Source organism: Kribbella polygonati, assembly GCF_050320105.1.
Classification (GTDB): Bacteria; Actinomycetota; Actinomycetes; order Propionibacteriales; family Kribbellaceae; genus Kribbella.
Map to the genome: position 1 here is coordinate 8,627,612 of NZ_CP190129.1, position 22,325 is coordinate 8,649,936.

The following is a 22,325-nucleotide window of genomic DNA, read 5'->3' on the forward strand; positions in this document are numbered from 1 at the left end:
TGGCTAAGGTCGCACCGTGTACTACGAGTCCTTCGGCGCCGGCCGCCCGCTGTTCTTCCTCCCCAGCTGGGGCGGCGACGCCGGCGAGGCCCGCTTCGTCCACGAACCGATCTTCGAACACCGCACAGGCTGGCGCCGCATCTACATAGACCCACCCGGCACCGGCAACTCCCCGGCGGACCCCGCCATCACCAACCAGGACGGCATGCTGTCGTCCATTGCTGGGCTCATCACCGCGGTAGCCGGTGACGAATCATTCGCACTCGCAGGTACGTCGGCCGGCGCCCTGCACGCCCGAGGCATCGTCAAGAGCAACCCGACCCAAGTCCTAGGACTGTTGCTCAGGGCACCTGGTGTGGTGATCGACCGGTCGCGCCGGACGCTTCCGGCCGCGGTGGAGCTGCCGCCGTCCACAGCTCGCGACCGGCAGCACGCGTACTGCGAGGCGGCGGAGAAGCTGGCGGACCTGGAGTTCCTCGGCCGCATCCAGCGCGACCCCTCGACGTACGGCCTGCGGGAAGATCCGTCGGTCCACTTCGATCGCCCGACCCTGATCGTCACCGGCCGCCAGGACACGATCGCCGGGTACGCCGACGCCTGGCCGCTCCTCGGCGACTACCCGCGCGCGACGTACGCCGTACTCGATCAGGAGGACCACTTCCTCCCCGGTCCGGGCTCGGCGTTGTACCGCGCACTCGTGGAGGACTGGCTGGAAAGGGTCGAGCACCCGGGCGCGTGAGGGGCGGAGCGCGCGACCGGGTGCTCGTGTTCGAGGCGGGTCAGAAGTTCGGGTAGGCCCAGCCGAGGTAGCTGTTGAAGTACGGCAGGGCGCGCTTGCCGATCGCGCCGCTGACGCTGGTGGCCCAGAAGTTGCCGTCGCCGGTCGCCACGCCGACGTGTCCGTACGGTGCGGCCAGGTCCCAGAAGACCAGGGCGCCCTTCGGCGGGTTCAGGTCACCCTTGTGCGCGACACCGCGGGCCACGGCGTCGTTCCAGTCGGCCTTGGCGGAGGCCCAGGTCGCGGTCTTGCCGTACGAGTTCTCGGCGGCCATCTCGCAGTACCCCTGGAAGGCCGTCGATCCGTTGCGGGCGGCGTACCAGGCGATGGCCTTGTCGGCGCGCGGGTTGCTGGTGCACAGCGGTGCGATCAGGCCGCTGCTGCCGGTGTTGACGTAGGAGTCGGTGATGTAGCCCTTGCCGGGGACGTGGTCCCAGACGAGGCTCCGGCCGTACTTGCCGGTGACGGGCTCGCCGTAGATCTGGCAGTCGATCTCGACCGGTCCGTTGGGCTGGTTGCCGACCGAGCCGAAGCTGGTCGCGTTCCCGGACCGGATCGCGACGCCGGTGCCGCTGTCGGTGACGACGGTTCCGGTGGCCGCGCTGGCGGTGAGGGTGCCGGTGCCGAGGGCGGTGGCGCCGGCGAGGAGGGCGGTGACGGCAACACGGGCGGTGATGCGCATGAGGGCGGTACGCATAGTGTGTTCCCTTCCTTGAAGTTGTACTCGCAGGGAACCAAAGCGTGCCGGTGTTGTCGCAGTGGGCAACGGCGCCCGCGGGGCGGTCGGGCGCCGCTGCCCGGGGCGTCAGAAGTTGGGCTGCGCCCAGCCGAGGTAGTTCGAGAAGTACGGCAGCGCGCGCTTGCCGATCGCGCCGCTCACACTGGTGGCCCAGAAGTTGCCGTCACCGGTGGCGACGCCGACATGTCCGTAGGAGCTGATGTTCCAGAACACCAGTGCGCCCTTCGGCGGGTTCGTGTCGCCCTTGTGGGCGGCGCCGCGCCGTACGGCGTCGTTCCAGTTGGCGATGGCCGACGCGTAGACGCCGGTCGTGCCGTACGCGTTCTCGACGGCCTTCTCGCAGTACCCCTGGTACGCGGTGGATCCGTTGCGGGCGGCGAACCAGTTGATCGCGTCGTCGGCGCGGGACTGCGGGCTGACGACGGTGGTCGTGATCGGTGCGGACGGGGCGGCGGTCGCGGGCAGGGCGGCGCCGCCGAGGGCGGTCAGGCCGAGGACGGCGACGGCGGTGAGGCGGGTGAGCTTCATGACGGTTGCCTTTCACTCTGTGCTGCGTGGGGCGGTCTGTTACTTTGTGCAGACAATCAGAGCGTGACCGAATTGTCGCAGTGGGCAACGGAAATCAATCACTGCGGTTTGGTATTTTGAGTAGGTAAGTGACGGCGAGAGCGGAGAGTGCGCCGTGCGCCCAGCCCAGGCCAGATACGTGATCGGAGCGCGCATGCGCGAGCTGCGCGAGGCCGCCGGAATGCCGCTGACCCGCGCCGCCGCCGAGTCCGGCTGGGACAAGGGCCACCTGTCCCGCGTGGAGCGTGGCCACACCAAGCCGAGCCGCGAGCTGATCGAGTGGTACGACGATTCGTTCGGCGCGAACCAGGCCCTGGTGAACCAGCTGACCGAGCTCGACGCCGCCGTACGGGCCGGTCGCGACATGTCCCAGCGGGACCTGCGCCGGCACGTCCAGCCGGTGCTGCTCGGCGGCTCGGTCCCGATCGATCACCACCCGGACGACCGGGCGGAGCTGGTGGGGGAGACCGTCCCGGACGGTACGCAGGTCTGTCGCGACGAGACGTTCGAGAAGACCTGGGTGATCCGCAACAGCGGCGAGCGCCCGTGGTGCAACCGCTGGCTCACCCGCCAGGGCGTTCCCGGTACGCCGGGCCGTCTGCGGTCACCGACGCGCGCCGCCGTCCCGGACGCGACGCCGGGCGACATCGTCACGGTCACCATGACCCTCCAGGCACCACCCCAGGTAGGTGCCTCCACCGCCTACTTCAAACTCACCGACGAAGCCGGCCGCCTCTACTACCCCGGCTTGGAGTCCCCGCCCATCTACTGCACAATCCTCACGGTCTACGACCTCTAGCCCCCGCCACCCGTGCCGTTGAACAGGAACTGGTGAGGCCGGAGGGGAAATAGCCTGTTCAACGCCCCGGCCACGCGGACGCGGCCCCGGTTTGTCGACTGTCAGGCGATGTGGAAGTCCGGCCGAGCCGCATGCGAAACACGCCGGATGCGTTCGGCCGTCACATAAGGGTCGTCCAGATCCGGCCAGCCGACCCGCACAACCTGGTAGCCCAGCGCGCGGAGGTTGTCCTCGCGCCATTTCTCCGCCACGAGGCTCTGCGCGTCGCCGTACTTCATCGCGCCGTCGAACTCGACGATGGTCAGACCTCCGAGCAACGTGTCGACCCGAGCGATCAGCCGGCCGCGCCGGTCGCGGATCTCGACCTGCAACTCGGGCTCCGGCAGTCCGTGGTTCGCCATCAGCACCCGGAGCCGCGACTCACCCACCGACTCGCTCAGCCCGTTCGCGAACCGTGCGGCCGCCCGGCCGGCCGGCGATCCCTGCCACCCGGAGTGCCGATCCGCCGTCGCCACGAGCGCTTCCCTTGTGACCAGGCGGTTGTGCAGTGCGGCGTCCCCGAGGACGACCCCGACCTCGTACGACGTGGCACCAGCGGTCTCGGCGACGGCACGCGCCGGCGTCACCACCTGCACCCCGTCGACGACGGTCACCTCGCCGGGATCGAACCGTGACCGGTGCACCTCAGCGATGGTGTCGGAACGCGTTCGGCCACGCGGTTTGGTCACGTGGATCTTGGAAAGGTCGAGGCCCCAGGTCGGCAGACCGTGCAGAACGGCCGCGGATTGATGGCTCACCACCGCGCCGGGCCCCATCCGGGCGATGACAGCCCGGCTCTTCAGGATATGCAGGGCAGCGGCTCGCTCCCACGCCGGCTGATCTGGGCGGGCGGCGGTCGGTTCGACGTACACATCCCTGGACAGCCGCGACCAGTGCCCGGTCCGCAGCCGTCGCCGGATTTCGCTGTCCGTGTAGCCGGACTCCATCGCGTCCGCCCGGCTGAACCAGCCGCCCCGGGCGTCGGTCAGTACAGTCAACTTCGGGTTCATGCCTGGCAAGATGCCGCTGTCGCGCTGCCGGCGGAGCATCGGATTCCCCCGCTGTGGACAACCACAACCTGGGGCGGTGCACCCGCACTGGTGGCGGTGCACAGTAAATGACGTGTCCTGCCCCACCAGACACTGTTCAAAGTCCCGTCGGGCAGGCGGGCGGGGCAGGCGGGCGGGGCGGGGGATGGGGCGGGTGGGTGGGTCAGGTGTTGTAGTGCGCGTCGAGTTCCGCGTCGAGTTCGGCCTTGCGTTTGATCCAGCGTTCGCTGAGGCCCTTGACCTCTTCGTTGATGAAGTCGATGAAGCCGAGCGAGACGCGGATCCGGCGGTGCGCCTCGGTGCCTTCGCCGGAGGCGTCGAGGACCTTGCGGAGCGATTCGGACCAGCGGCCGAGCGAGGCGTCCTCGGTCATCATCGTCTGGTACCACGCGTCGTCCTGGACGACGTACACGTCGCGGCGGCTGCCGGGCTCGCGTTCGCGGGTCGCCAGCCGGAGCTGGAGCAGGTAGTTGACCGCGCCGGAGACGGCGGCCGGGCTGGCCTGCAGCTGCTCGGAGAGTTCGGCGGCGGTCATCCGGCCGGACACGCTGGACAGGATCGCGGCGAATGCCCGGCCCGCCATCCGCGGCCACCCCGTGTCGGCCAGCAGGTTGCCGAACTGCTCGGTGTACCGCTTGACGGCATCGTCGTCTCGATGTGCACTCACCGCCCCATCATCTCCTCTGTGCTGTTAGTAGGCTGTTAGGAAGATTCACAATTTTCTGAACACAGTGTACGTTATGAATCATGACATCAGCCATCGTGGTCTCCGGACTGCACAAGTCGTACGGAAGTACGCACGCCCTCGACGGCCTCGACCTGGAGGTCAAGACCGGTGAGGTGCACGGGTTCCTCGGCCCGAACGGTGCCGGGAAGTCCACCACCATCCGTGTCCTGCTCGGACTGCTGCGGGGTGACGCCGGCGATGTCTCGCTGCTCGGCGGCGATCCCTGGCACGACGCCGCCAAGCTGCACCGGCGGCTCGCCTATGTCCCCGGCGACGTCAACCTCTGGCCGAACCTGACCGGCGGCGAGGTCATCGACCTGCTCGGCCGGCTCCGCGGCGGGCTGGACGAGAAGAAGCGCGACGAGCTGCTCCGCCGGTTCGACCTGGACCCGACCAAGAAGGGCCGGACGTACTCGAAGGGCAACCGGCAGAAGGTCGCGCTGGTCGCGGCGCTGTCCTCGGACGTCGAGCTGCTGATCCTGGACGAGCCGACCTCCGGCCTCGACCCGCTGATGGAGGAGGTGTTCCGGCAGTGCATCGAGGAGGAACGCCAGCGCGACCGGACCGTGCTGCTGTCGAGCCACATCCTCTCCGAGGTCGAGGCGCTGTGTGACCGGGTCAGCATCATCCGCCGCGGCAAGGTGGTCGAGACCGGCACGCTGTCCGAGCTGCGGCACCTGACGCGTACGTCGATCCACGCCGAGCTGGCCGCATCGCCGAACGGCCTGGCGCAACTGCCCGGCGTCCACGATCTCGATGTCGAGGGCAACCGGGTGCGCTGCGAGGTCGACACCGCGCAGCTCGACGCGGTGATGCGGCAACTGTCCGCGAGCGGCATCAAGAGCCTGGTGGCGCAGCCGCCGACGCTCGAGGAGCTGTTCCTGCGGCACTACGAGGACGACGTCGCGGAACCCGAGGCGGCGCTGCGATGAACGACTTCGTCGGTACCGGCACGCTGGTGCGGCTCGCGCTGCGCCGCGACCGGTTGCTGATCCCGATCTGGATCATCGTCTTCGTGATGTCGGCGGCAGGCTCCGCCAAGGCGTCGATCAGCCTGTACTCCGACCACAACGCGCTGGTCGAGGCCGCGCGGACGTCGAACGCGTCGCCCGCCCTGGTCTCGCTGTACGGGCGGATCTTCGACGAGTCCTCGCTCGGGGAGGTCTCGTTGTTCAAGCTGACCGCGTTCGGTGCGCTGCTCGTCGGCCTGCTCGCGGGCATGCTCGTCGTACGGCACACCCGGACCGAGGAGGAGTCCGGGCGGCTGGAGCTGCTCAGTGCCGGCGTACTCGGCCGGTACGCCGCTCTGACCGCCGGGCTGATCCTCTCCGCGGCCACGGTCATCGTGCTGGGGCTGGTGACCGCGCTGTCGCTGATCGGTAGCGGGCTGGACGCCCAGGGCTCGTTCGCGTTCGGGCTGATGTGGGCCGCGGCCGGTCTCTCGTTCGCTGGTGTCGGTGCTGTGACGGCACAGGTCACCGAGAGCGCACGGGCTGCGAACGGGCTGACCGCTGTGGTGCTTGGTGTTTCCTACGTACTCCGTGCCATCGGTGACTCGTCGTCCGACGGCAGCTCGCAGTGGGTGTCGTGGCTGTCTCCCATCGGCTGGTCCCAGCAGGTCCGTGCGTACGCCGGTGATCGGTGGGCCGTACTGCTGGTGCCGTTGGTGTTCTTGGTCGTCATGGTCGCTGCAGCGACTGCCCTGATCCGGCGGCGCGATCTTGGCGCCGGTTTGGTGCGGCCGCGGCCCGGTCCGCCGCGAGCAGCCGCTTCGTTGCGTTCGCCGCTTGCACTGGCCTGGCGGTTGCACCGTGGCTCCTTGGTCGCTTGGGGATTCGCCTTCCTGCTGCTGGGGCTGCTGGTCGGCAACATCGCCAGCAACGTCGACGGTTTTGTCACCAGCGAGAGCGCTAAGGAGATGGTGCAGAAGCTTGGTGGTGTCCAGGGCATTACGGACGCATTCCTGGCGACCGAGATGGGCGTGATGGGGCTGCTGGCGTCTGCGTTCGGCATCCAGGCGGCCTTGCGGCTGCGGTCGGAAGAGACCGCACTGCGGGCGGAACCGTTGCTGGCTACCGGTGTGACCCGTGGACAGTGGCTGGCGAGCCACGTGCTGATGGCACTGCTCGGCACCGGCGCACTGATCCTGGTTGCGGGTCTTGGGTCCGGGGTCTCCAGTGGGGCATCTCTTGGCAACATGGGGCGTCAGGTGCCGCGGATGCTGGCGGCGGCCGCCGTACAGCTGCCTGCTATCTGGTTGGTGACGGCGTTGGTCGTCATCCTGTTCGGGCTGGCGCCGAAGCTGGTCACCGCGGGGTGGGGGCTGTACGGGATCTTCCTGCTGATCGGGCAGTTCGGCGAGATCTTCAACCTGCCGCACTGGGTGATCAACCTCAGCCCGTACGGCCACACGCCGCGGCTGCCAGGTGGTGACTTCTCCGTCACACCCGTGCTCTGGCTGACCGCGATCGCCGCGGCGCTGACGCTTGCCGGATTCGCCACGTTCCGGCGGCGCGACATCGGCTAGTACCCGAGCAGCGCTGGTCTGAGGGGTCCAGCGCTCACAGGCCCGCCCGGCGAGGTACCGGGCGGGCCTGTCTACGATCTCGGGGTGTTGAGTGAGCAACTGGCCGAGTTCTGGACCGAGCGGCACCTGTGCGTGCTGAGTACGGTCCGGGCCGACGGGACCGTCCATGCGACGCCGGTAGGCGCCACCCTTGACGTCGAGGCCGGCGTACTGCGGGTGATCTGCTCCGGTACGTCCTACAAGGCCCGCACGATCCGCCGGCTGGGGGAGGCCGCCGTCGCGGTGACACAGGTCGACGGGCGCCGCTGGAGCACGCTGGAAGGCCGGGCTGTCGTCAGCGACGACCCTGCCGACGTCCTGGACGCCGAAACCCGCTACGCCAAGCGCTACAAGCAGCCTCGGCCGAACCCCGCCCGCGTGGTCCTGCACATCACCATCACGAAGGCCCTCGGCAATGCCGGCTGATCGGCTCACCGTCGTCGGTATCGGCCCAGACGGCTGGGCAGGCCTCGCTCCCGCAGCCCGAGAGGCCCTGACAGCGGCTGAGGTCTTGTTCGGCAGCTCTCGTCAGCTTGCCCTTCTCGACGTCGATGCAGAGCGTGTGGCCTGGCCTTCGCCGCTTTCCGAGGGGTTGCCTCGGTTGCTGGCGGAGTACCAGGGCCGTCGCATCTGCGTGCTCGCCAGCGGTGATCCCACCTTCCACGGGATCGGTACGACGCTGGTCCGCCTCCTCGGCGCGGACGCCGTACATGTCATCCCGCACCCATCCAGCGTCTCCCTCGCCTGCGCGCGCCTCGGCTGGCCACAAGACCAGGTGCAGGTAGTCAGCACGGTCACCAACCCCGTCGACCGCCTGCACCCACACCTCCAGCCGAACCGCCGCCTCCTGATCCTCAGCCGCACCGCCCAGACCCCGGCCGAGGTCGCGCAACTACTGACAGCCCGCGGCTACGGCGCCAGCACCTTCACCGTCCTCGAACAACTCGACGGTCCAGCCGAACGCATCCGCACCACAACAGCCGCCGACTGGTCGTACGACGTCGACCCGCTCAACGTGATCGCCGTCCACTGCCCACCCGACGCCCCCGTACTCTCCACCGTCCCCGGCCTCCCCGACGACGCGTACGAGCACGACGGGCAGCTCACCAAACGCGAAGTACGCGCGGTCTCCCTCTCCCGCCTCGCCCCCGTGCCAGGGCAACTCCTCTGGGACATCGGCGGCGGCGCCGGCAGCATCGCGATCGAGTGGTCCCGTCACCACCCCACCTGCCGGGCCATCGCCGTCGAACGCGACCCCGCCCGCGCCAAGCGCCTCGAACGCAACGCGACCGCCCTCGGCGCTGCGGTCACCGTCGTCGAAGGCCCCGCCCCGGCAGCCCTCGACGGCCTCGAATCACCCGACGCGATCTTCATCGGCGGCGGCGCCACCGCTCCCGGCCTGTTCGACACCTGCTGGAACGCCCTGCGCCCCGGCGGCCGCCTGGTCGCGAACGGCGTCACGCTCGAGACGGAGGCGCTCATCGTCCAGTGGTACAAGACGTTCGGCGGCGACCTGGTCCGCCTCGACGTCCAGCGCGCCTCCGCGATCGGCACCATGACCGGCTGGCGCCCCGCCATGCCCGTCACCATCTGGAGCGTGACCAAGTGACGGTGCACTTCATCGGCGCCGGACCCGGCGCGGCCGACCTGATCACCGTCCGCGGGCGGGACCTGATCGCGTCCTCGCCGGTCTGCCTGTACGCCGGTGCGCTGGTCCCGGCCGAACTCCTCGGCCACTGCCCGCCCGGCGCCCGCACGATCGACACCGCGAACCTCACCCTCGACGAGATCATCGCCGAACTCGCCGCCGCCCACTCCGCCGGCCACGACGTCGCCCGCCTGCACTCCGGCGACCCGTCCGTCTTCAGCGCGATGGCCGAACAACTCCGCCGCCTCGACGCGCTGCAGATCCCGTACGACGTGACCCCAGGAGTCCCGGCGTACGCCGCCGCGGCCGCCACCCTCAACCGCGAGCTGACCGTCCCCGAAGTCGGCCAGACCGTCGTCCTGACCCGGATCGGCGGCAGCGCCAGCGCGATGCCGCCCGGCGAGGACCTGGCCACCCTCGGCGCGAGCCGCGCGACGATCGTCCTGCACCTCGCCGTGCAGCAGATCGACCGCGTCGTCGCTGAGCTCGTCCCGAACTACGGCGCCGACTGCCCGGTCGCGGTGGTCGCCCGCGCGTCCCGCGACGACGAGGCCGTACTCCGGGGCACGCTCGCCGGCATCGCGGACCAGGTGAAGTCCGCGGGCATCCGGCGTACCGCGGTGATCATCGTGGGAAAGGTGCTGTCGGCAACGGCCTTCCGGGACAGCCATCTGTACTCGGCCGACCGCGCCCGATGAGAGTCCTGCTGCTCGGCGGCACCGGCGAGGCTCGCGAGCTGGCGCGGCTACTGGTTGCCGACGGCATCGAGGTGGTCACGTCCCTGGCCGGCCGTACCATCGGCGCCCGCAGGCCTGAGGGAGCGGTGCGCGTCGGCGGCTTCGGCGGCGTCGACGGCCTGGTCACCTGGCTGCAAGCGAATCCCGTCGACGTCGTGGTGGACGCCACCCACCCGTTCGCCGCCCAGATGACCGCCAACGCCGCAGCCGCGAGTACCCAGCTCGACCTTCCGTTCCTCGTGCTGCATCGTCCGGGCTGGACCTCCGGGGACGACTGGCACTGGGTGGATACGCCCGCGGCGGCTGCGGAGCTGCTTCCTGAGCTCGGGTCCCGGGTGTTCCTGACGATCGGCCGCCAAGGACTCGATGCCTTCGCGTCGACCGGCCTCTGGACCCTCGCGCGCTGCGTCGACCCACCCGAGCCGCGGCCGGCCTGGTGTGAGCTCCTCCTTGCCCGCGGCCCCTTCTCCGTGACGGACGAGGTGCGGCTCCTGATGCAGCACCGCATCGACGTACTCGTCACGAAGAACAGCGGCGGCCCCGCCACCGCCGCGAAGCTCGAGGCCGCTCAGCAACTGCACTTACCGGTGGTCGTCATCCGCCGGCCAACGCTGCCCGCCGGCCTCGACGTCGTGACCTCACCGGATCAGGCGCTCGCCTGGGTGATGCGAGAGAGCCACTCGTCGAGCACGTGACGCTCGCCGTCGGTCAGCATCCCGAGCTCCGGCAGATACACCCGGAGCACATTGGCCGCCCCGGTCACACGATCGCCCCCCGGCTGCCCGCCGCTACCCGGCTGCCCGCCGCTACCTGGCTGCCCGCCGCTACCCGGCTGCCCGCCGCTACCCGGCTGCCCGCCGCCACGCGGCTGTCTGCCGCTACCCGGTTGTCCGCCGCTGCCCGGTTGTCCTCCGCGTCGGCGATCCGGATCCGGGTCGGGGGTTGCGATCGTCGCGATCACCGCGTCGAACATCGCGTCCGCCAACCGCGCGTCGCGGCTCTCCTCGGGCGTGGCGAGCAGCGTGAGTACGGCGCCTGAGCCGGCGGCCTGAACCATCTCCGCGGCCAGTTCCTCGGCGACGCGCAACCGGCCCGCGGCCGCCAGGTTGCGGATGCGCGTCCGCAGGATCGTCAGCCCGGCCTCCGCCGCGGCGGGGCGCTTGCCCGGCTGTGTGTCGGCGTACATCAGCAGGAACAGTTCCCGGTTCGCCAGGCCGAAGCCGACGTGCAGGTCCCAGCCGGCGCGGAGATCCGCGACGGGGTCCGCCGTCGGGTCGAGCGGCGGTTTCTCGGCCAGGTACTTCGCGAAGCCGTACTCGAGCACCGCCTGCAGGAGCCCGTTCTTGTCGCCGAACAGGCGGTAGATCGTCGGCGCCTGCGTGCCGGCCGCGGTCGCGACGGCGCGCGTCGAGACCGCGTCCCGGCCGCCGGTCGCGAGCAGGTCGGCCGCGACCTCGACGATCTGCGCGCGCAGCTCGTCGCGGCTGCCTGTGCTTTCTTCCACGGACGCAACCGTAGCGCTTGGGTTCATCTGTTTCCAGTGATAGCGTCATGATGTTTCCACTGATAACAAGGAGTTGTTGATGATCATCGTTACCGGAGGTACTGGCCGGCTCGGGCGGGCCGTTGTCGAGCGTCTTGCCGAGCAGGTTCCCGCCGGCCAGTTGGGCGTCAGCGTGCGCGATCCTGGGAAGGCCTCGGACCTTGCTGCCCGCGGGATCCGGGTGCGGCGCGGCGACTTCGACGATCCGGACGCGCTGGCGGTCGCGTTCGAAGGGGCCGACCAGGTGCTGATCGTGTCGGGGCCGGCCGATCCGGCGCCGCACCGGGTCGCGATCGAGACCGCGAAGGCGGCCGGCGCCGCGCGCATCCTGTACACCTGTCACCAGGCGGCGAACCTCGACTCGCTGTTCGCCGCCACGCGCGGTCATGCCGCGACCGAGCAAGACCTGGCGCGTTCCGGCGTACCGTTCACCGCGCTGCGGAACGGGTTCTATGCGAGTACGCCGGTGTATTTGTTGCGCTCGGCTGTGGAGACGGGGGAGTTGATCGCGCCGGAGGACGGTCCGTTCTCGTGGACCGCGCACCGGGACCTGGCTGATGCTGCCGTGGTCGCGTTGACCGATCCTTCGCGCCTCGACGGGATCACGCCGGCGCTGACGGGGCCCGAAGTACTCGACTACGCAGAGGTGGCTGCGATCGCGTCCGCGCTGACCGGGCGGAAGATCACCCGCGTGACGGTGCCGGACGAGGAGTGGCGGCAGGCGGCGCTCGGGCGGGGGACGCCGGAGTTCGTGGTCGAGCTGACGCTGGGGATCTTCCGGGCCGCGCGGCGCGGCGAGTTCGCGGTCGTCGACCCCACGCTGCCGAAGCTCCTCGGCCGCCCGGCAACCACCCTCCGCGAGGTCCTCGCCGCCGAGCTCGCCAGGTGAGGTCCCCGGGCTGGACCGCGTGAGGTCCGCCGGCCGTGCCGGGTGAGGTCCCCGGGCTGTGCCCCGTGAGGTCCGCGGGCTGTGCCGGGTGAGGTCCCCGGGCTGTGCCGGGTGAGGTCCCTGGGGTGTGCCGCGTGAGGTCCGCCGGCTGTGCCGGGTGAGGCCGCGGGCTGTGCCGGGTGAGGCCGCGGGCTGTGCCGCGTGAGGTCCACGGGTCGTGCTGGGGTGAGGTCCGCGGGTCGTGCTGGGTTAGAGCCGCGGGTTGTGCCGGGTGAGGTCGGCGGCCTTGCTGGGTGAGGTCGGCCACCTCTGGGGCTCACCGGCTTCCGGGGTCGGGGTGGGTGCTCGATAGATTGGCGCCATGGGGATTCAGATCGCGCCGAGCATCCTTTCCGCCGACTTCGCCCGGCTGGCCGACGAGGCGGAGGCGGTGTCGAACGCGGACTGGCTGCACGTCGACGTAATGGACAACCACTTCGTGCCGAACCTGACCCTCGGGATGCCCGTGGTCGAGTCGCTGGCGAAGTCGACCGGCAAGCCGCTCGACTGTCACCTGATGATCGAGGACCCGGACCGCTGGGCACCGGGGTACGTCGAGGCCGGCGCGTCCAGCGTCACGTTCCACGCCGAGGCCTGCCGTGCCCCGATCCGGACCGCGCGGGAGATCCGCGCGAAGGGCGCGCGCGCCGCGATGGCGCTGAAGCCCGCCACGCCGATCGAGCCGTACGAGGACCTGCTGTCCGAGCTCGACATGATCCTGATCATGACCGTCGAGCCCGGGTTCGGCGGGCAGAAGTTCCTCGACGTGTGCGTGCCGAAGATCCGCCGTACCCGCGAACTGCTCGACAAGCACGGCCTGGACCTGTGGATCGAGATCGACGGCGGCATCTCGGTCGAGACGATCGAACGCTGCGCGGAGGCGGGCGCCGACGTGTTCGTGGCCGGCTCGGCGGTGTACGCCGCCGACGACCCGAACGCGATGGTCGAGGAACTACGCGGTCTCGCGGAGCAGGCCAGCGCCCGGTAATTCCACCGCCTCCGCTTCCACCGCCTCCGCTTCCACCGCCTCCGCTTCCGCCGCCTCCGCCGCCGTCTCGGGCGGCACCCGGAGCAGCAGCACCGTCGCGAGCACCGCGAGTACGGCGGCCAGCAGCCACACGTACCGCACGCCGAAGCCGTCGATGATCGCGCCCGCCACCGCGGCCCCGATCGCCCCGCCACCGGTCGCGGCACCGCTCATCCACCCGAAGACCTCGGTCTTCGCCACATCCGGGGTCAACGCACCGAGCCGTCCGTACAGCGCACCGATCGCGGGCGCCAGCGTCAGCCCCGACACCGCCAGCGCGATCCCGAGCGACACCGCCGACCACGTCGCGAACACGCACAGCAGCATCCCGACCGCGACGAGCGCGGCCCGGCGCCACAGGTGCGACGTCCCACGACCGGGAAGCGCACCCGCGACCGCGCCGCCGACCAGGCTGCCGAACGCCCAGACCGACTCGAAGACGCCGGCGATCAGCCGCTCCCCGTGGTTGTCAGCGAACGCGACGATCGCCAGCGAGATCCCGCTGAACGACGTGATCCACAACCCGAACGCGAGGATCAGCGGCAACCGGTGCCGATGCCACAGCAGCTGCCGCGCGGTGAGCGGCACCTCTGTCCGCGGACCGTGGTCCAGCGGCTTGGGTTGTCGGAGCGCGTACCACCAGATGAAGACGGCCGACATCGCCGCCGCGAGCAGGACGCCGAGGCGTGGGCTGGCGACGCTGACCGCGGTTGCCCCGAGCATCGGCCCGACCATGAACAGCAACTCCTGCGTCGTCGCGTCGACGGAGTACGCCGTACGCAACGCAGGCCCGTTGACGACCCGCGGCCAGGCGGCGCGCAACGTCTGCGACACCGGTGGGACGAGCGCACCGGCGACCACCGTGAGCAAGGGCAGGAGCCGGTACTGAGCCGCGGGCAGCAGGGCGATCGCCAGCAGCGCCACGCTCCAGCCGATCCCGGTCACCAGCAGCACACCGCGCGGCCCGCGACGGTCGGCCGTCCGCGACCACAATGGCCCGGCGACCGCCGTACCGACCGAGTAGGCGCCGGCGACCACCCCGGCCCACCGGAACGACCCACTGGCATCCTTCGCAAGGAAAGCGATAGGCACCGTCGTCGCCAGCATGGGCAGGCGAGCAAGCAGCGACGACACCAGCAGCGGAACCACGCCGCCCGCGCGCCACAACTCTCGATAACCCATGTCGAGATGATCCATGAGGCCACCGACAATTTACGATGAGCAGCGTGACCGAGCCCAAACCGGTGGATACCTGGCTGACCGACATGGACGGCGTCCTCGTGCACGAGGAGCGTGCGATCCCCGGCGCCAGCGACTTCATCGCGGCGCTGCAGGCGTCCGGCAAGAAGTTCCTCGTCCTCACCAACAACTCGATCTTCACCCCGCGCGACCTGCGCGCCCGGCTGCTGGTGGCCGGCATCGACATCCCCGAGACGTCGATCTGGACCAGCGCGCTCGCCACCGCCCAGTTCCTCGACGACCAGCGCCCGGGCGGTACGGCGTACGTGATCGGCGAGGCCGGGCTGACCACCGCGCTGCACGAGATCGGGTACGTGCTGACCGAGCGCGACCCGGACTACGTCGTACTCGGCGAGACCCGGACGTACTCGTTCGAGGCGATCACCAAGGCGATCCGGCTGATCGCCGACGGCGCGCGGTTCATCGCGACCAACCCGGACCCGACCGGCCCGTCCCAGGAAGGCCCGCTGCCCGCGACCGGCTCGGTGGCCGCGCTGATCACCCGGGCCACTGGCGTCGCGCCGTACTTCGTCGGCAAGCCGAACCCGCTGATGATGCGCAGCGCCCTGAACCGGATCGAGGGCCACTCGGAACACACGGTCATGATCGGCGACCGGATGGACACGGACATCATCAGCGGTCTCGAGGCCGGCCTGCGGAGCGTGCTCGTGCTGTCCGGGTCGACCGGCGAGCACGAGGTCGAGCGGTTCCCGTACCGCCCGACCCGGATCGTCGCCTCGATCGCCGACGTCGTCCCGCTGGTGAGCGCCCTGTCCTAACAGGTCAGGGTGCGGAAGCCGTACCCCTGTGCCTTGAGCGCCGTCAAGATCGCGGGCAGTGCGGCCACCGTCTGCGCGCGGTTGCCGCCGCCGTCATGCATCAGGACCACCGAGCCGCTGTGCACGTTCTTCAGCACGCGCTGCACGATCGCGGCCGTACCGGGCTTGGTCCAGTCGCGCGAGTCGACGGTCCACACGACCAGGTCCTTGTGCAGTTGACGGGCCCGTTGCCGGACGGTCGCGCTCACTCCGCCGTACGGCGGCCGCAGGCAACCGGGCGTGCTGCCGATCTCGGCGCGGATCGCCTGGTCCGTCGACGCGACCTCCTGCTGGAACCTGGCCGCGGTGAGCTTGCGCAGGTCGCTGTGGTCCCAGGTGTGGTTCTGCACGCTGTGGCCGGCCTCGTGGATCCGCTTCGTCAGCTCAGGATGCTTGCGCACGTTCTGCCCGACCTCGAAGAACGTCGCCTTGGCGTCGTACTTCGCGAGGATGTCGAGCACCTTCGGGGTGTACTCGGCATCCGGTCCGTCGTCGAACGTCAGTACGACGTACTTCGTCGGCAACGGCGTCGGGCTGGGCACGACGGCAGCCGGGGCCTCGGCGGCCGGCGTGGGCGTGACGGGTTTGGCGGGTGACCTCGCGGCCGCGACCACGACCGTACCGATCACCGCGCTCACCAGCATCATCATCGCCAGGCCGACGGCCCTGTTCCCCGCACGCGTCAAGCGAACAGCCATGTTCCCCCCAGGGCGGTGGGTGGTCACTTCCTCACCCGACCAACCCTCGGTGAACTATCGGCGAAAGCCAGCGGCCACGCCGCTTGCACCTCAACAAATCACGGATACCGGACGCCTCAGGTGCACGACATCGTGGTGAACGAGAAGCCGCGGGCCTTCAGGGTCCGCAGGATCGTGGGCAGCGCGGTTACCGTCTGGCTGCGGTTGCCGCCGCCGTCGTGCAGCAGGATCACCGATCCGCCGTGCACGTTCGTGAGCGCCCGGCGCACGATCACCGACGTTCCCGGACGGGACCAGTCGCGGGTGTCGATCGTCCAGACCCGGATCTTCTTGCCGAGGAGCGCGGCACGGTGCGCCTCCAGCTTGTTCATCCCGCCGTACGGCGGCCGCAGGCAGTGCGGCGTGTACCCGGTCTGTGTCGTGATCGCGCGATCCGCGGTGAGGACCTGCGACTTGAACACCGGCCACGAGACATGCCGCAGATCCGGGTGCGACCAGGTGTGGTTCTGCACGCTGTTGCCCTGCTGGTACACGTGCCTGGTGTACGCCGGGTAGCGCCGCACGTTCTGCCCGATCTCGAAGAACGTGGCCCGGGCACCGTAGGCGCGAAGAATCTTCAGGACCTGCGGCGTGTACGTACTCGGGCCGTCGTCGAACGTCAGATACACGTACTTCGGCGTCCGGGCCTCGCTGCTCGCGGCCGCGGTGGCCCTTGGCATCAGCCCGACCGCGACCACTCCGATGGCGAGCACTGCGACCAACAACCGGCGTACAGGCATGGCTACCCCCAGGATGCGGCGTCAGACTTCCATCGTGCGCCGCGACCGGCTCACTCAGAGCACCTGCGACAGGAACTGCCGAAGTCTCGGCGACTCGGCCGCTCCGAAGATCTGCTCCGGTACGCCGGACTCGACCACCACGCCCTGATCCATGAACGCGACCTGGTCCGCCACCTCGCGCGCGAACCCCATCTCGTGGGTGACCACGACCATCGTCATCCCGGCGCCGGCGAGGTCGGCCATCAGCGCGAGCACGCCCTTCACCAGCTCCGGGTCGAGCGCGGACGTCGCCTCGTCGAACAGCATCACCTCGGGCCGCATCGCCAGCGCCCGCGCGATCGCGACCCGCTGCTGCTGACCGCCGGACAGGTTCCCGGGACGGGCAGTCGCCTTGTGGGCCAGGCCGACCAGGTCGAGCTGCTCGCGCGCGGCAGCCTGCGCGGCCTCGGCGTCGAGCTTCTTGATCTTGCGCAGCGGCAGCGTGATGTTGTCGAGCACGCTCTTGTGCGGGAACAGGTTGAAGTGCTGGAACACCATCCCGATCCGGCGCCGCAGCACGTCCGGGTCACCCCGCAGTACCGACTCGCCGCCCAGCTTCACATCGCCCGCGTCCGGCTCGAGCAGCCGGTTGACCGCCCGCAGCAACGTCGACTTCCCGGACCCCGACGGGCCGATCACGCACGCGGTCCGCCCGGCCGGTACTGCGAGGTCGACGCCGCGCAGCACCTTGGTGCTGCCGAACGCGAGCTCGACCCCGCTGACCTCAAGGCTCGCGCCCTCAACGTGCCGCATGCTCGACCTCCTCCACCGGACGCCCTTCGCGGAGTCGCTTGTCGAAGTGGTTCACCAGGTGCGTCAACGGCACCGTCATCACCAGGTAGAAGATGCCCGCGAGCAGCAACGGCGACAGGTTGCCGTTGGTCGCGGCCGCGTCCTGGCCGATCCGGAACAGCTCGCGCTGACTCGCCAGCAGGCCCAGGAAGTACACCAGGCTGGAGTCCTTCACGAGCGCGATGAACTGGTTCACCAGCGCCGGCAGCACCCGCCGTACCCCCTGCGGGATGACGACCAGCCGCATGCCGCTGGGGTAGCTGAACCCGAGCGCGCGGGCCGCCTCGAGCTGACCCTTCTCGACGCTCTGGATCCCGGAGCGGAAGATCTCCCCGATGTACGCGGCGGCGATCAGCGACAGCGCGAGGATACCGAGCGGGTACGGGTTCGGGCCCCACCAGTGCCGGGTGATCGGGGACAGGCCCTGGCCGATCAGCAGGATCGTCAGGATCGCCGGCAGGCCGCGGAAGATGTCGGTGTAGATCTTCGCCGGCCAGCGCAGCCAGCGCTTCCGGGACAGGGCGAGGACCGCCACGATCATGCCGAGCACAGTGCCCAGCACGACCGAGGCGGCCGCCAGGATCAGCGTGTTGACCAGCCCGACCTTCAGCATCTCGGGCAGTACTTCCTTCATCGACTCCCAGTCGAGGAAGGTGTCACGCAGGGTGGACCAGATGTCCATCAGGCTTTGGGAGCCGTGAACTTGACCGACCCGCTGCCCGGCTTGAAGTTCGCCGGTACGGCGCGGCCCGGGTAGTACTGCTCGACCAGCTTGGTCCAGGTGCCGTCGGCGATCACCTCGTCGAGCGCCTTGTTGACGGCCTCGCGGAGCTTGTCGTTCTTCTTCGCGACCGCGAACGCCATCGGCGCGTCACTCAGCTCCTTGGCGGCCAGGACCACGGTGCCGCCGCCCTGCTCCTTGGCCATCTTCTCGCCGATCTCGGCAGGCGAGACCCAGGCGTCCGCCGTACCGGCCTTGAGCTGGCCGAGGGCGGCGTTGTAGTTCGGTACGCGGACCGGGTTCAGGCCCTTCTGTGTCGCGTAGTCGTCCTGGACGGTGCCCTGGACGACCACGACGCGCTTGCCGGGCAACTGGTCGAACTTCGTGATGCCGGAGTCCTTGGTCGTGTTCAGCCCGAGGTAGCCGAAGTCGTACCCGTTGCTGAAGGCAACCGTCTTCTTGCGGGCCTCGGTGACCGTGATCGACGAGCTGCCGAGGTCGAACTGACCGCCGTTCACCTGCGACAGCAGCGCCGAGAAGTCGGTGCCGACGAACTCGGGCTTGAGGTTCAGCTTCGCGGCGACCGCGGTGATCAGGTCGTTGTCGAACCCGGTGAACTTGCCGTCCTTCACGTACACGTTCGGCGGCGCGTCGGTCAGCGTCCCGATCCGCAGCGTGCCGGGCTGCATCAGCCCGAGGTCCGGGCCGGCCGCGGAATCCTTCTTGTCGCTGCCGCAGGCAACCATCGCGGCCGCCAAGGTGACAGCCCCGACCACTGCCGCAACCCGCCGAAACGCACGCACAACTGTCTCCTCACACCGTCAACGAACGCAGGGCGATCGGCCCTGTCGTGGCAACCCAACACCAGGGCTCGTGGTTCGTATTCCAGTGCGACAAAGCGTGAGACGGCGGCCAAAGTCGAGTTGGTCTGTGCTATATCAGGTGGTCAGCCGTGATGCTTCTCATAGTGCACGAGGGCGTCGGCCGTCCGACCGGTGCCGTAGGCAAGCAGCAGGTCGGCGACGGCCGGCGACTCCTTGGCCGCCGCCACCGCCGCCCGCTGGATCTCACCCGCGGATGCGACCTCGCGGAACAGGTCCTGGATCGCTCGAACGACGGCGCGCGCCGGGACGTCCGGCAGTGCCGTCGCCCACGCGGCGGCCGCCGCCTCGACGGACAGCCCGGTGGGTGAGGCGAAGGCGGTCGGCGCCCCGGCACCCAGACCGACTCCCGCGCCCTGGCCTACTCCCGCGCCCTGGCCTACTCCCGCGCCCTGGCCGACTGCGGCGCCCTGGCCTACTCCCGCGCCTGGTCCTACTCCCGCACCCTGGCCTACTCCCGCACCCGGAGTGACCCCTGTGCCCGGACCTGCTCCGGTGCCTGTCGGCAGGCCGGCACCGGCTGCCTGTGCTCCCGTCCGCAGCGGCGTTCCGCCCGGTGCGTCAGGCCGACGGAGGTGGCCGGTGGTCGGGCTCGTGTAGGCACCGGTGGCCGCCCGGATCCCGTCCAGCTCGCCGGCGATCTCCGTCGGCTCGATCCCGCCGGCCACGGCCAGGTCTGCGAGCTCGGACACGGCCCGCAGCCGGGACACCACCGCCGGGTTGCCGATCTTCACCCGCTGGGCGCTGACCAGTTGGGAGAGCATCGGCGCGGACAGCCCGATCACCTGGGCGAGACCGCCCTGGGTCAGTCCGAGCGTCTGGGTGACCCGGCGCACCACGTCGCCCAGCGGCTCGCCGTACAGCTCGACCTGTTGCTTCAGGTTCTGCGCGCTCTGTTCCATCCTCGTGCTCCCTCGCCGGGCATCCCTTGGCACCTGCAAAGATCTTCGCACTTGCGAACGACAATTTCCAGTGTGAAACGGCTTGACATTTGCAATCGCAAACTGAGAGTGTTTGCGGCAGCGAATCCCACTGGAGGAAACGATGACGACTCACCATCGACACCGCCGCCCGGCGGTGCTGGCGCTTCTCGCCATCACCCTGACCGCGCTGCTCGCCGGTCTGGCGGCGCCGACGGCCCAGGCCGACCCCGACCCGGGCACCGGCAAGCTCGTTCTCGTGCTGGACTCGTCCGGCTCGATGAAGGAGCCGGCCGGCGACGGGACGACGAAGATCGCCGCGGCCCGGACCGCCCTGACCCAGGCGGTCGGCAAGCTGCCCGCGGACGCGCAGGTCGGCCTCCGCGTCTACGGCGCCACCGTGTTCAAGCGCAGCCAGGCAGGTGCCTGCACGGACACCCAGCTGACCGTTCCGATCGGCGCCGGCAACCGGCCGCAGCTCCAGGCGGCGATCGCGAAGTACCAGCCGTACGGCGAGACCCCGATCGGCTACGCCCTGCAGCAGGCCGCCAAGGACCTCGGCCCCTCCGGCCAACGCACGATCGTGCTGGTGTCCGACGGCGAGGCCACCTGCGCGCCGGACCCGTGCGTGGTCGCGCAGTCGATCGCCAAGCAGGGCATCGACCTGAAGATCGACGTCGTCGGCTTCCGCGTCGGCGGCAAGGCCCGCAGCCAGCTCCAGTGCGTGGCCCGCGAAGGCCGCGGCGACTACTACGACGCCGACTCGACCATCGACCTCGAAGCGGGGCTGGGCAGGCTGTCCACCAGGGCTTTCCGCCCGTTCCGGATCTCCGGCACACCGGTCGACGGCGCGCCGCAGCAGGAGGGCGCGCCGGAGCTTGCCCCCGGCCACTACTCCGACACGTTCGGCGTTGACGACACCTCGAAGCACTACCTGATCAAGCGGACCATGAAGGGGTCGACGCTGCGCGCCGGCGTCAGCTTCCGGCGTCCGTCGGGCGGCAGCCTGGTGATCCAGACCGAGGTGCGGCTCAACACGATCGACGGCGAGAAGTGCGGCTGGAGCTATCCGCGGAGCTTCGACGGCAACCAGGGGCTCGCGACCGGGACGGCCTCGAGCTGGTCCAAGTACGACTCCACCAATGTCTGCTCGGACTCCGACGCGATGGTGCTCACGGTCAACCCGGGCAAGGACTTCCGGGAACTCAAGGGCGTGCCGTACGAGCTGCGCATCGACGAGGAGCCGCCGGTCGACTCCACCACCAACCTCCCCGCGGCGGCGGCCGACCCGGTCTGGACGCCGATGAAGGGTTCGGTCCCGCGGGAGATCGTGCCCGGTTCGAGCTTCCCGGATGCCCCGCTGCTCCAGCCCGGGACGTACAAGACGACGCTCATGCCGGGCGAGCTCCAGCTGTACAAGGTGAAGCTCGACTGGGGTCAGCGGCTGCAGCTGCAGACGACCGTTCCGGAGATGGCCGGCGCCACGGCCGAGGCCCTGGACGGGATCCGGTACCTCGACACCGCGGTGATCTCGCCGATCGGCGAGGACGTGTACGCGGTCTTCGCGAAGAACGTGCCGGGCGGTTCGTACAAGCGCGGCGTACTGACCAAACGCGGCCTGGTCAAGGCGGTCACGACCAAGGAGGTGCGGTACCTGAACCGCAACGGCGCCAACGACCAGGACACCGGCACCTCCGTGCCCGGTGAGTACTACCTCGCGGTGTCGCTCACCCGGAAGACCGACGACAAGGCTTTCACGATCCCGCTCAACCTCACCGTCGCCGCCGTCGGCGCACCAGGCACCGGCAAGCCGCAGTACGTCGACGACGCAACGCCGGTCACGGGCGAGACCGCGACCCCGACGCCGACCGAGACCCCGAGCGCCTTCCCGCCGGAGTCCACCGAGCCGACCAACTCCGGCGACAAAACCGAGGCAGGCACCCCGGTCGCCGGCCGCTCCGACAATGACAGTGGTACGCCGATCGCTCTGGTCGCAGGTCTCTCGGGAGGCGGGGTAGTGCTCCTGCTGGTCGGCCTGCTCCTGGTGGTGCGCCTGCGCCGCACCCCAGCCACGCGTCAGGCCGCGCAATACCCAGGAGGAGTGCAGCACCCGAACGGACCACAGTCCCCAGGCCAGCACCCGAACGGACCGCAGTACCCGAACCAACCTCCGCGCTGAGCACGACCTGCGTTGACGAGCCCGGCCCTCACCCGGCCGGGGCTCGTCCCGTAGAACTCACCATCTCGGTGGCTAACCTCTCGAACCCAGCACGTGCGGTCGCCGGGAGAAT

The 22,325-nt window shown here is 69.9% G+C and carries 24 protein-coding genes; 12 read left to right on the forward strand and 12 right to left on the reverse strand.

All coding sequences use genetic code 11. The annotated features are described in order from the left end of the window. The first annotated feature begins 16 nt into the window (after positions 1-16). Complete coding sequence (locus ACQHIV_RS41595; protein ID WP_427890200.1) at positions 17-739, forward strand: alpha/beta fold hydrolase; 723 nt, start codon at positions 17-19, stop codon at positions 737-739. Between the two features lie 40 nt (positions 740-779). Here ACQHIV_RS41595 and ACQHIV_RS41600 read toward each other — a convergent pair whose 3' ends face one another. Together ACQHIV_RS41600 and ACQHIV_RS41605 are read right to left on the reverse strand one after the other, a co-directional pair. After that, on the reverse strand, positions 780-1,475 hold the full coding sequence (locus ACQHIV_RS41600; RefSeq protein ID WP_427890202.1) for a CHAP domain-containing protein: 696 nt from the start codon (positions 1,473-1,475) through the stop codon (positions 780-782). Between the two features lie 108 nt (positions 1,476-1,583). Then, complete coding sequence (locus tag ACQHIV_RS41605; RefSeq protein ID WP_427890204.1) at positions 1,584-2,045, reverse strand: CHAP domain-containing protein; 462 nt, start codon at positions 2,043-2,045, stop codon at positions 1,584-1,586. A gap of 193 nt (positions 2,046-2,238) precedes the next feature. Here ACQHIV_RS41605 and ACQHIV_RS41610 point away from each other — a divergent pair, with 193 nt between their 5' ends. Beyond that, the gene (locus tag ACQHIV_RS41610; protein ID WP_427890206.1) at positions 2,239-2,883 is read left to right on the forward strand and encodes an NBR1-Ig-like domain-containing protein; all 645 of its coding nucleotides are present in this window, start codon (positions 2,239-2,241) and stop codon (positions 2,881-2,883) included. Positions 2,884-2,984: 101 nt separating this feature from the next. On the opposite strand, the gene ACQHIV_RS41615 is transcribed toward ACQHIV_RS41610, so the two are convergent. Both ACQHIV_RS41615 and ACQHIV_RS41620 read right to left on the reverse strand, forming a co-directional pair. Next, entirely contained in the window at positions 2,985-3,932 is a 948-nt protein-coding gene (locus tag ACQHIV_RS41615; protein ID WP_427890208.1) for a type IV toxin-antitoxin system AbiEi family antitoxin domain-containing protein, read from the reverse strand. Between the two features lie 202 nt (positions 3,933-4,134). Continuing rightward, entirely contained in the window at positions 4,135-4,638 is a 504-nt protein-coding gene (locus ACQHIV_RS41620) for a GbsR/MarR family transcriptional regulator (RefSeq protein ID WP_427890210.1), read from the reverse strand. An 80-nt stretch (positions 4,639-4,718) separates the two neighbouring features. On the opposite strand from ACQHIV_RS41620, the gene ACQHIV_RS41625 reads away from it, so the two are divergent. The 6 genes from ACQHIV_RS41625 to ACQHIV_RS41650 all read left to right on the forward strand — a co-directional run bounded on the left by ACQHIV_RS41625 (position 4,719) and on the right by ACQHIV_RS41650 (position 10,344). Then, positions 4,719-5,630 carry an ATP-binding cassette domain-containing protein gene (locus tag ACQHIV_RS41625; protein ID WP_427890212.1) on the forward strand — a complete coding sequence of 304 codons (912 nt, stop codon included), beginning with the start codon at positions 4,719-4,721 and terminating at the stop codon, positions 5,628-5,630. After that, on the forward strand, positions 5,627-7,225 hold the full coding sequence (locus ACQHIV_RS41630) for an ABC transporter permease (RefSeq protein ID WP_427890214.1): 1,599 nt from the start codon (positions 5,627-5,629) through the stop codon (positions 7,223-7,225). Before ACQHIV_RS41625 ends, ACQHIV_RS41630 begins: the two co-directional genes overlap by 4 nt. A gap of 84 nt (positions 7,226-7,309) precedes the next feature. After that, complete coding sequence (locus ACQHIV_RS41635) at positions 7,310-7,690, forward strand: PPOX class F420-dependent oxidoreductase (RefSeq protein WP_427890215.1); 381 nt, start codon at positions 7,310-7,312, stop codon at positions 7,688-7,690. Beyond that, positions 7,680-8,873 carry a precorrin-6y C5,15-methyltransferase (decarboxylating) subunit CbiE gene (gene cbiE / locus ACQHIV_RS41640; RefSeq protein ID WP_427890217.1) on the forward strand — a complete coding sequence of 398 codons (1,194 nt, stop codon included), beginning with the start codon at positions 7,680-7,682 and terminating at the stop codon, positions 8,871-8,873. The genes ACQHIV_RS41635 and cbiE overlap by 11 nt, the downstream gene beginning before the upstream one ends. Then, positions 8,870-9,610, forward strand: coding sequence for a precorrin-4 C(11)-methyltransferase (gene cobM, locus ACQHIV_RS41645; RefSeq protein WP_427890219.1), 741 nt, complete (start codon positions 8,870-8,872; stop codon positions 9,608-9,610). Before cbiE ends, cobM begins: the two co-directional genes overlap by 4 nt. Beyond that, positions 9,607-10,344 carry a cobalt-precorrin-6A reductase gene (locus ACQHIV_RS41650; protein WP_427890221.1) on the forward strand — a complete coding sequence of 246 codons (738 nt, stop codon included), beginning with the start codon at positions 9,607-9,609 and terminating at the stop codon, positions 10,342-10,344. Before cobM ends, ACQHIV_RS41650 begins: the two co-directional genes overlap by 4 nt. On the opposite strand, the gene ACQHIV_RS41655 is transcribed toward ACQHIV_RS41650, so the two are convergent. Continuing rightward, positions 10,296-11,153, reverse strand: a complete 858-nt coding sequence (locus ACQHIV_RS41655; RefSeq protein WP_427890223.1) for a TetR/AcrR family transcriptional regulator — start codon at positions 11,151-11,153, stop codon at positions 10,296-10,298. The two genes, ACQHIV_RS41650 and ACQHIV_RS41655, sit on opposite strands and share 49 nt — an antisense overlap. Positions 11,154-11,232: 79 nt before the next feature. Here ACQHIV_RS41655 and ACQHIV_RS41660 point away from each other — a divergent pair, with 79 nt between their 5' ends. Further along, positions 11,233-12,081 (forward strand): SDR family oxidoreductase, encoded by an 849-nt coding sequence (locus ACQHIV_RS41660; protein WP_427890225.1) that lies wholly within the window; start codon positions 11,233-11,235, stop codon positions 12,079-12,081. Positions 12,082-12,442: 361 nt separating this feature from the next. After that, positions 12,443-13,108: a ribulose-phosphate 3-epimerase gene (gene rpe / locus ACQHIV_RS41665; RefSeq protein ID WP_427890227.1), complete on the forward strand. Its 666-nt coding sequence runs from the start codon at positions 12,443-12,445 to the stop codon at positions 13,106-13,108. Here rpe and ACQHIV_RS41670 read toward each other — a convergent pair. Then, positions 13,073-14,329, reverse strand: a complete 1,257-nt coding sequence (locus ACQHIV_RS41670; RefSeq protein ID WP_427890229.1) for an MFS transporter — start codon at positions 14,327-14,329, stop codon at positions 13,073-13,075. The genes rpe and ACQHIV_RS41670 overlap by 36 nt on opposite strands. A gap of 35 nt (positions 14,330-14,364) precedes the next feature. On the opposite strand from ACQHIV_RS41670, the gene ACQHIV_RS41675 reads away from it, so the two are divergent. Next, a complete protein-coding gene (locus tag ACQHIV_RS41675; protein WP_380202236.1) occupies positions 14,365-15,165 on the forward strand; it encodes an HAD-IIA family hydrolase in 801 nt (266 codons plus the stop codon). On the opposite strand, the gene ACQHIV_RS41680 is transcribed toward ACQHIV_RS41675, so the two are convergent. The 6 genes from ACQHIV_RS41680 to ACQHIV_RS41705 form a co-directional block, all read right to left on the reverse strand. Next, complete coding sequence (locus tag ACQHIV_RS41680) at positions 15,162-15,902, reverse strand: polysaccharide deacetylase family protein (protein WP_427890231.1); 741 nt, start codon at positions 15,900-15,902, stop codon at positions 15,162-15,164. The two genes, ACQHIV_RS41675 and ACQHIV_RS41680, sit on opposite strands and share 4 nt — an antisense overlap. 116 nt (positions 15,903-16,018) lie before the next feature. Next, positions 16,019-16,681, reverse strand: a complete 663-nt coding sequence (locus ACQHIV_RS41685; protein WP_427890233.1) for a polysaccharide deacetylase family protein — start codon at positions 16,679-16,681, stop codon at positions 16,019-16,021. Between the two features lie 54 nt (positions 16,682-16,735). Then, positions 16,736-17,473, reverse strand: coding sequence for an amino acid ABC transporter ATP-binding protein (locus ACQHIV_RS41690; RefSeq protein WP_427890235.1), 738 nt, complete (start codon positions 17,471-17,473; stop codon positions 16,736-16,738). Next, positions 17,460-18,194, reverse strand: coding sequence for an amino acid ABC transporter permease (locus tag ACQHIV_RS41695; RefSeq protein ID WP_209693729.1), 735 nt, complete (start codon positions 18,192-18,194; stop codon positions 17,460-17,462). The genes ACQHIV_RS41690 and ACQHIV_RS41695 overlap by 14 nt, the downstream gene beginning before the upstream one ends. Beyond that, positions 18,194-19,036 carry a substrate-binding periplasmic protein gene (locus ACQHIV_RS41700; protein WP_427890237.1) on the reverse strand — a complete coding sequence of 281 codons (843 nt, stop codon included), beginning with the start codon at positions 19,034-19,036 and terminating at the stop codon, positions 18,194-18,196. Before ACQHIV_RS41700 ends, ACQHIV_RS41695 begins: the two co-directional genes overlap by 1 nt. Positions 19,037-19,179: 143 nt before the next feature. After that, positions 19,180-20,016, reverse strand: a complete 837-nt coding sequence (locus ACQHIV_RS41705) for a helix-turn-helix domain-containing protein (protein ID WP_427890239.1) — start codon at positions 20,014-20,016, stop codon at positions 19,180-19,182. A gap of 142 nt (positions 20,017-20,158) precedes the next feature. Here ACQHIV_RS41705 and ACQHIV_RS41710 point away from each other — a divergent pair, with 142 nt between their 5' ends. Next, the gene (locus tag ACQHIV_RS41710) at positions 20,159-22,213 is read left to right on the forward strand and encodes a vWA domain-containing protein (protein ID WP_427890240.1); all 2,055 of its coding nucleotides are present in this window, start codon (positions 20,159-20,161) and stop codon (positions 22,211-22,213) included. The last annotated feature ends 112 nt before the right edge of the window (positions 22,214-22,325 follow it).

Coding starts and splice junctions, on each gene's coding strand:
- ACQHIV_RS41695 (WP_209693729.1), bottom strand. CDS start 18,194: ATGGACATCTGGTCCACCCTGCGTGACACCTTCCTCGACTGGGAGTCG.
- ACQHIV_RS41710 (WP_427890240.1), top strand. CDS start 20,159: ATGACGACTCACCATCGACACCGCCGCCCGGCGGTGCTGGCGCTTCTC.
- ACQHIV_RS41705 (WP_427890239.1), bottom strand. CDS start 20,016: ATGGAACAGAGCGCGCAGAACCTGAAGCAACAGGTCGAGCTGTACGGC.
- ACQHIV_RS41600 (WP_427890202.1), bottom strand. CDS start 1,475: ATGCGTACCGCCCTCATGCGCATCACCGCCCGTGTTGCCGTCACCGCC.
- ACQHIV_RS41630 (WP_427890214.1), top strand. CDS start 5,627: ATGAACGACTTCGTCGGTACCGGCACGCTGGTGCGGCTCGCGCTGCGC.
- cbiE (WP_427890217.1), top strand. CDS start 7,680: ATGCCGGCTGATCGGCTCACCGTCGTCGGTATCGGCCCAGACGGCTGG.
- ACQHIV_RS41660 (WP_427890225.1), top strand. CDS start 11,233: ATGATCATCGTTACCGGAGGTACTGGCCGGCTCGGGCGGGCCGTTGTC.
- ACQHIV_RS41690 (WP_427890235.1), bottom strand. CDS start 17,473: ATGCGGCACGTTGAGGGCGCGAGCCTTGAGGTCAGCGGGGTCGAGCTC.
- ACQHIV_RS41670 (WP_427890229.1), bottom strand. CDS start 14,329: ATGGGTTATCGAGAGTTGTGGCGCGCGGGCGGCGTGGTTCCGCTGCTG.
- ACQHIV_RS41615 (WP_427890208.1), bottom strand. CDS start 3,932: ATGAACCCGAAGTTGACTGTACTGACCGACGCCCGGGGCGGCTGGTTC.
- rpe (WP_427890227.1), top strand. CDS start 12,443: ATGGGGATTCAGATCGCGCCGAGCATCCTTTCCGCCGACTTCGCCCGG.
- ACQHIV_RS41685 (WP_427890233.1), bottom strand. CDS start 16,681: ATGCCTGTACGCCGGTTGTTGGTCGCAGTGCTCGCCATCGGAGTGGTC.
- ACQHIV_RS41625 (WP_427890212.1), top strand. CDS start 4,719: ATGACATCAGCCATCGTGGTCTCCGGACTGCACAAGTCGTACGGAAGT.
- ACQHIV_RS41680 (WP_427890231.1), bottom strand. CDS start 15,902: ATGGCTGTTCGCTTGACGCGTGCGGGGAACAGGGCCGTCGGCCTGGCG.
- ACQHIV_RS41610 (WP_427890206.1), top strand. CDS start 2,239: ATGCGCGAGCTGCGCGAGGCCGCCGGAATGCCGCTGACCCGCGCCGCC.
- ACQHIV_RS41605 (WP_427890204.1), bottom strand. CDS start 2,045: ATGAAGCTCACCCGCCTCACCGCCGTCGCCGTCCTCGGCCTGACCGCC.
- ACQHIV_RS41675 (WP_380202236.1), top strand. CDS start 14,365: ATGAGCAGCGTGACCGAGCCCAAACCGGTGGATACCTGGCTGACCGAC.
- ACQHIV_RS41650 (WP_427890221.1), top strand. CDS start 9,607: ATGAGAGTCCTGCTGCTCGGCGGCACCGGCGAGGCTCGCGAGCTGGCG.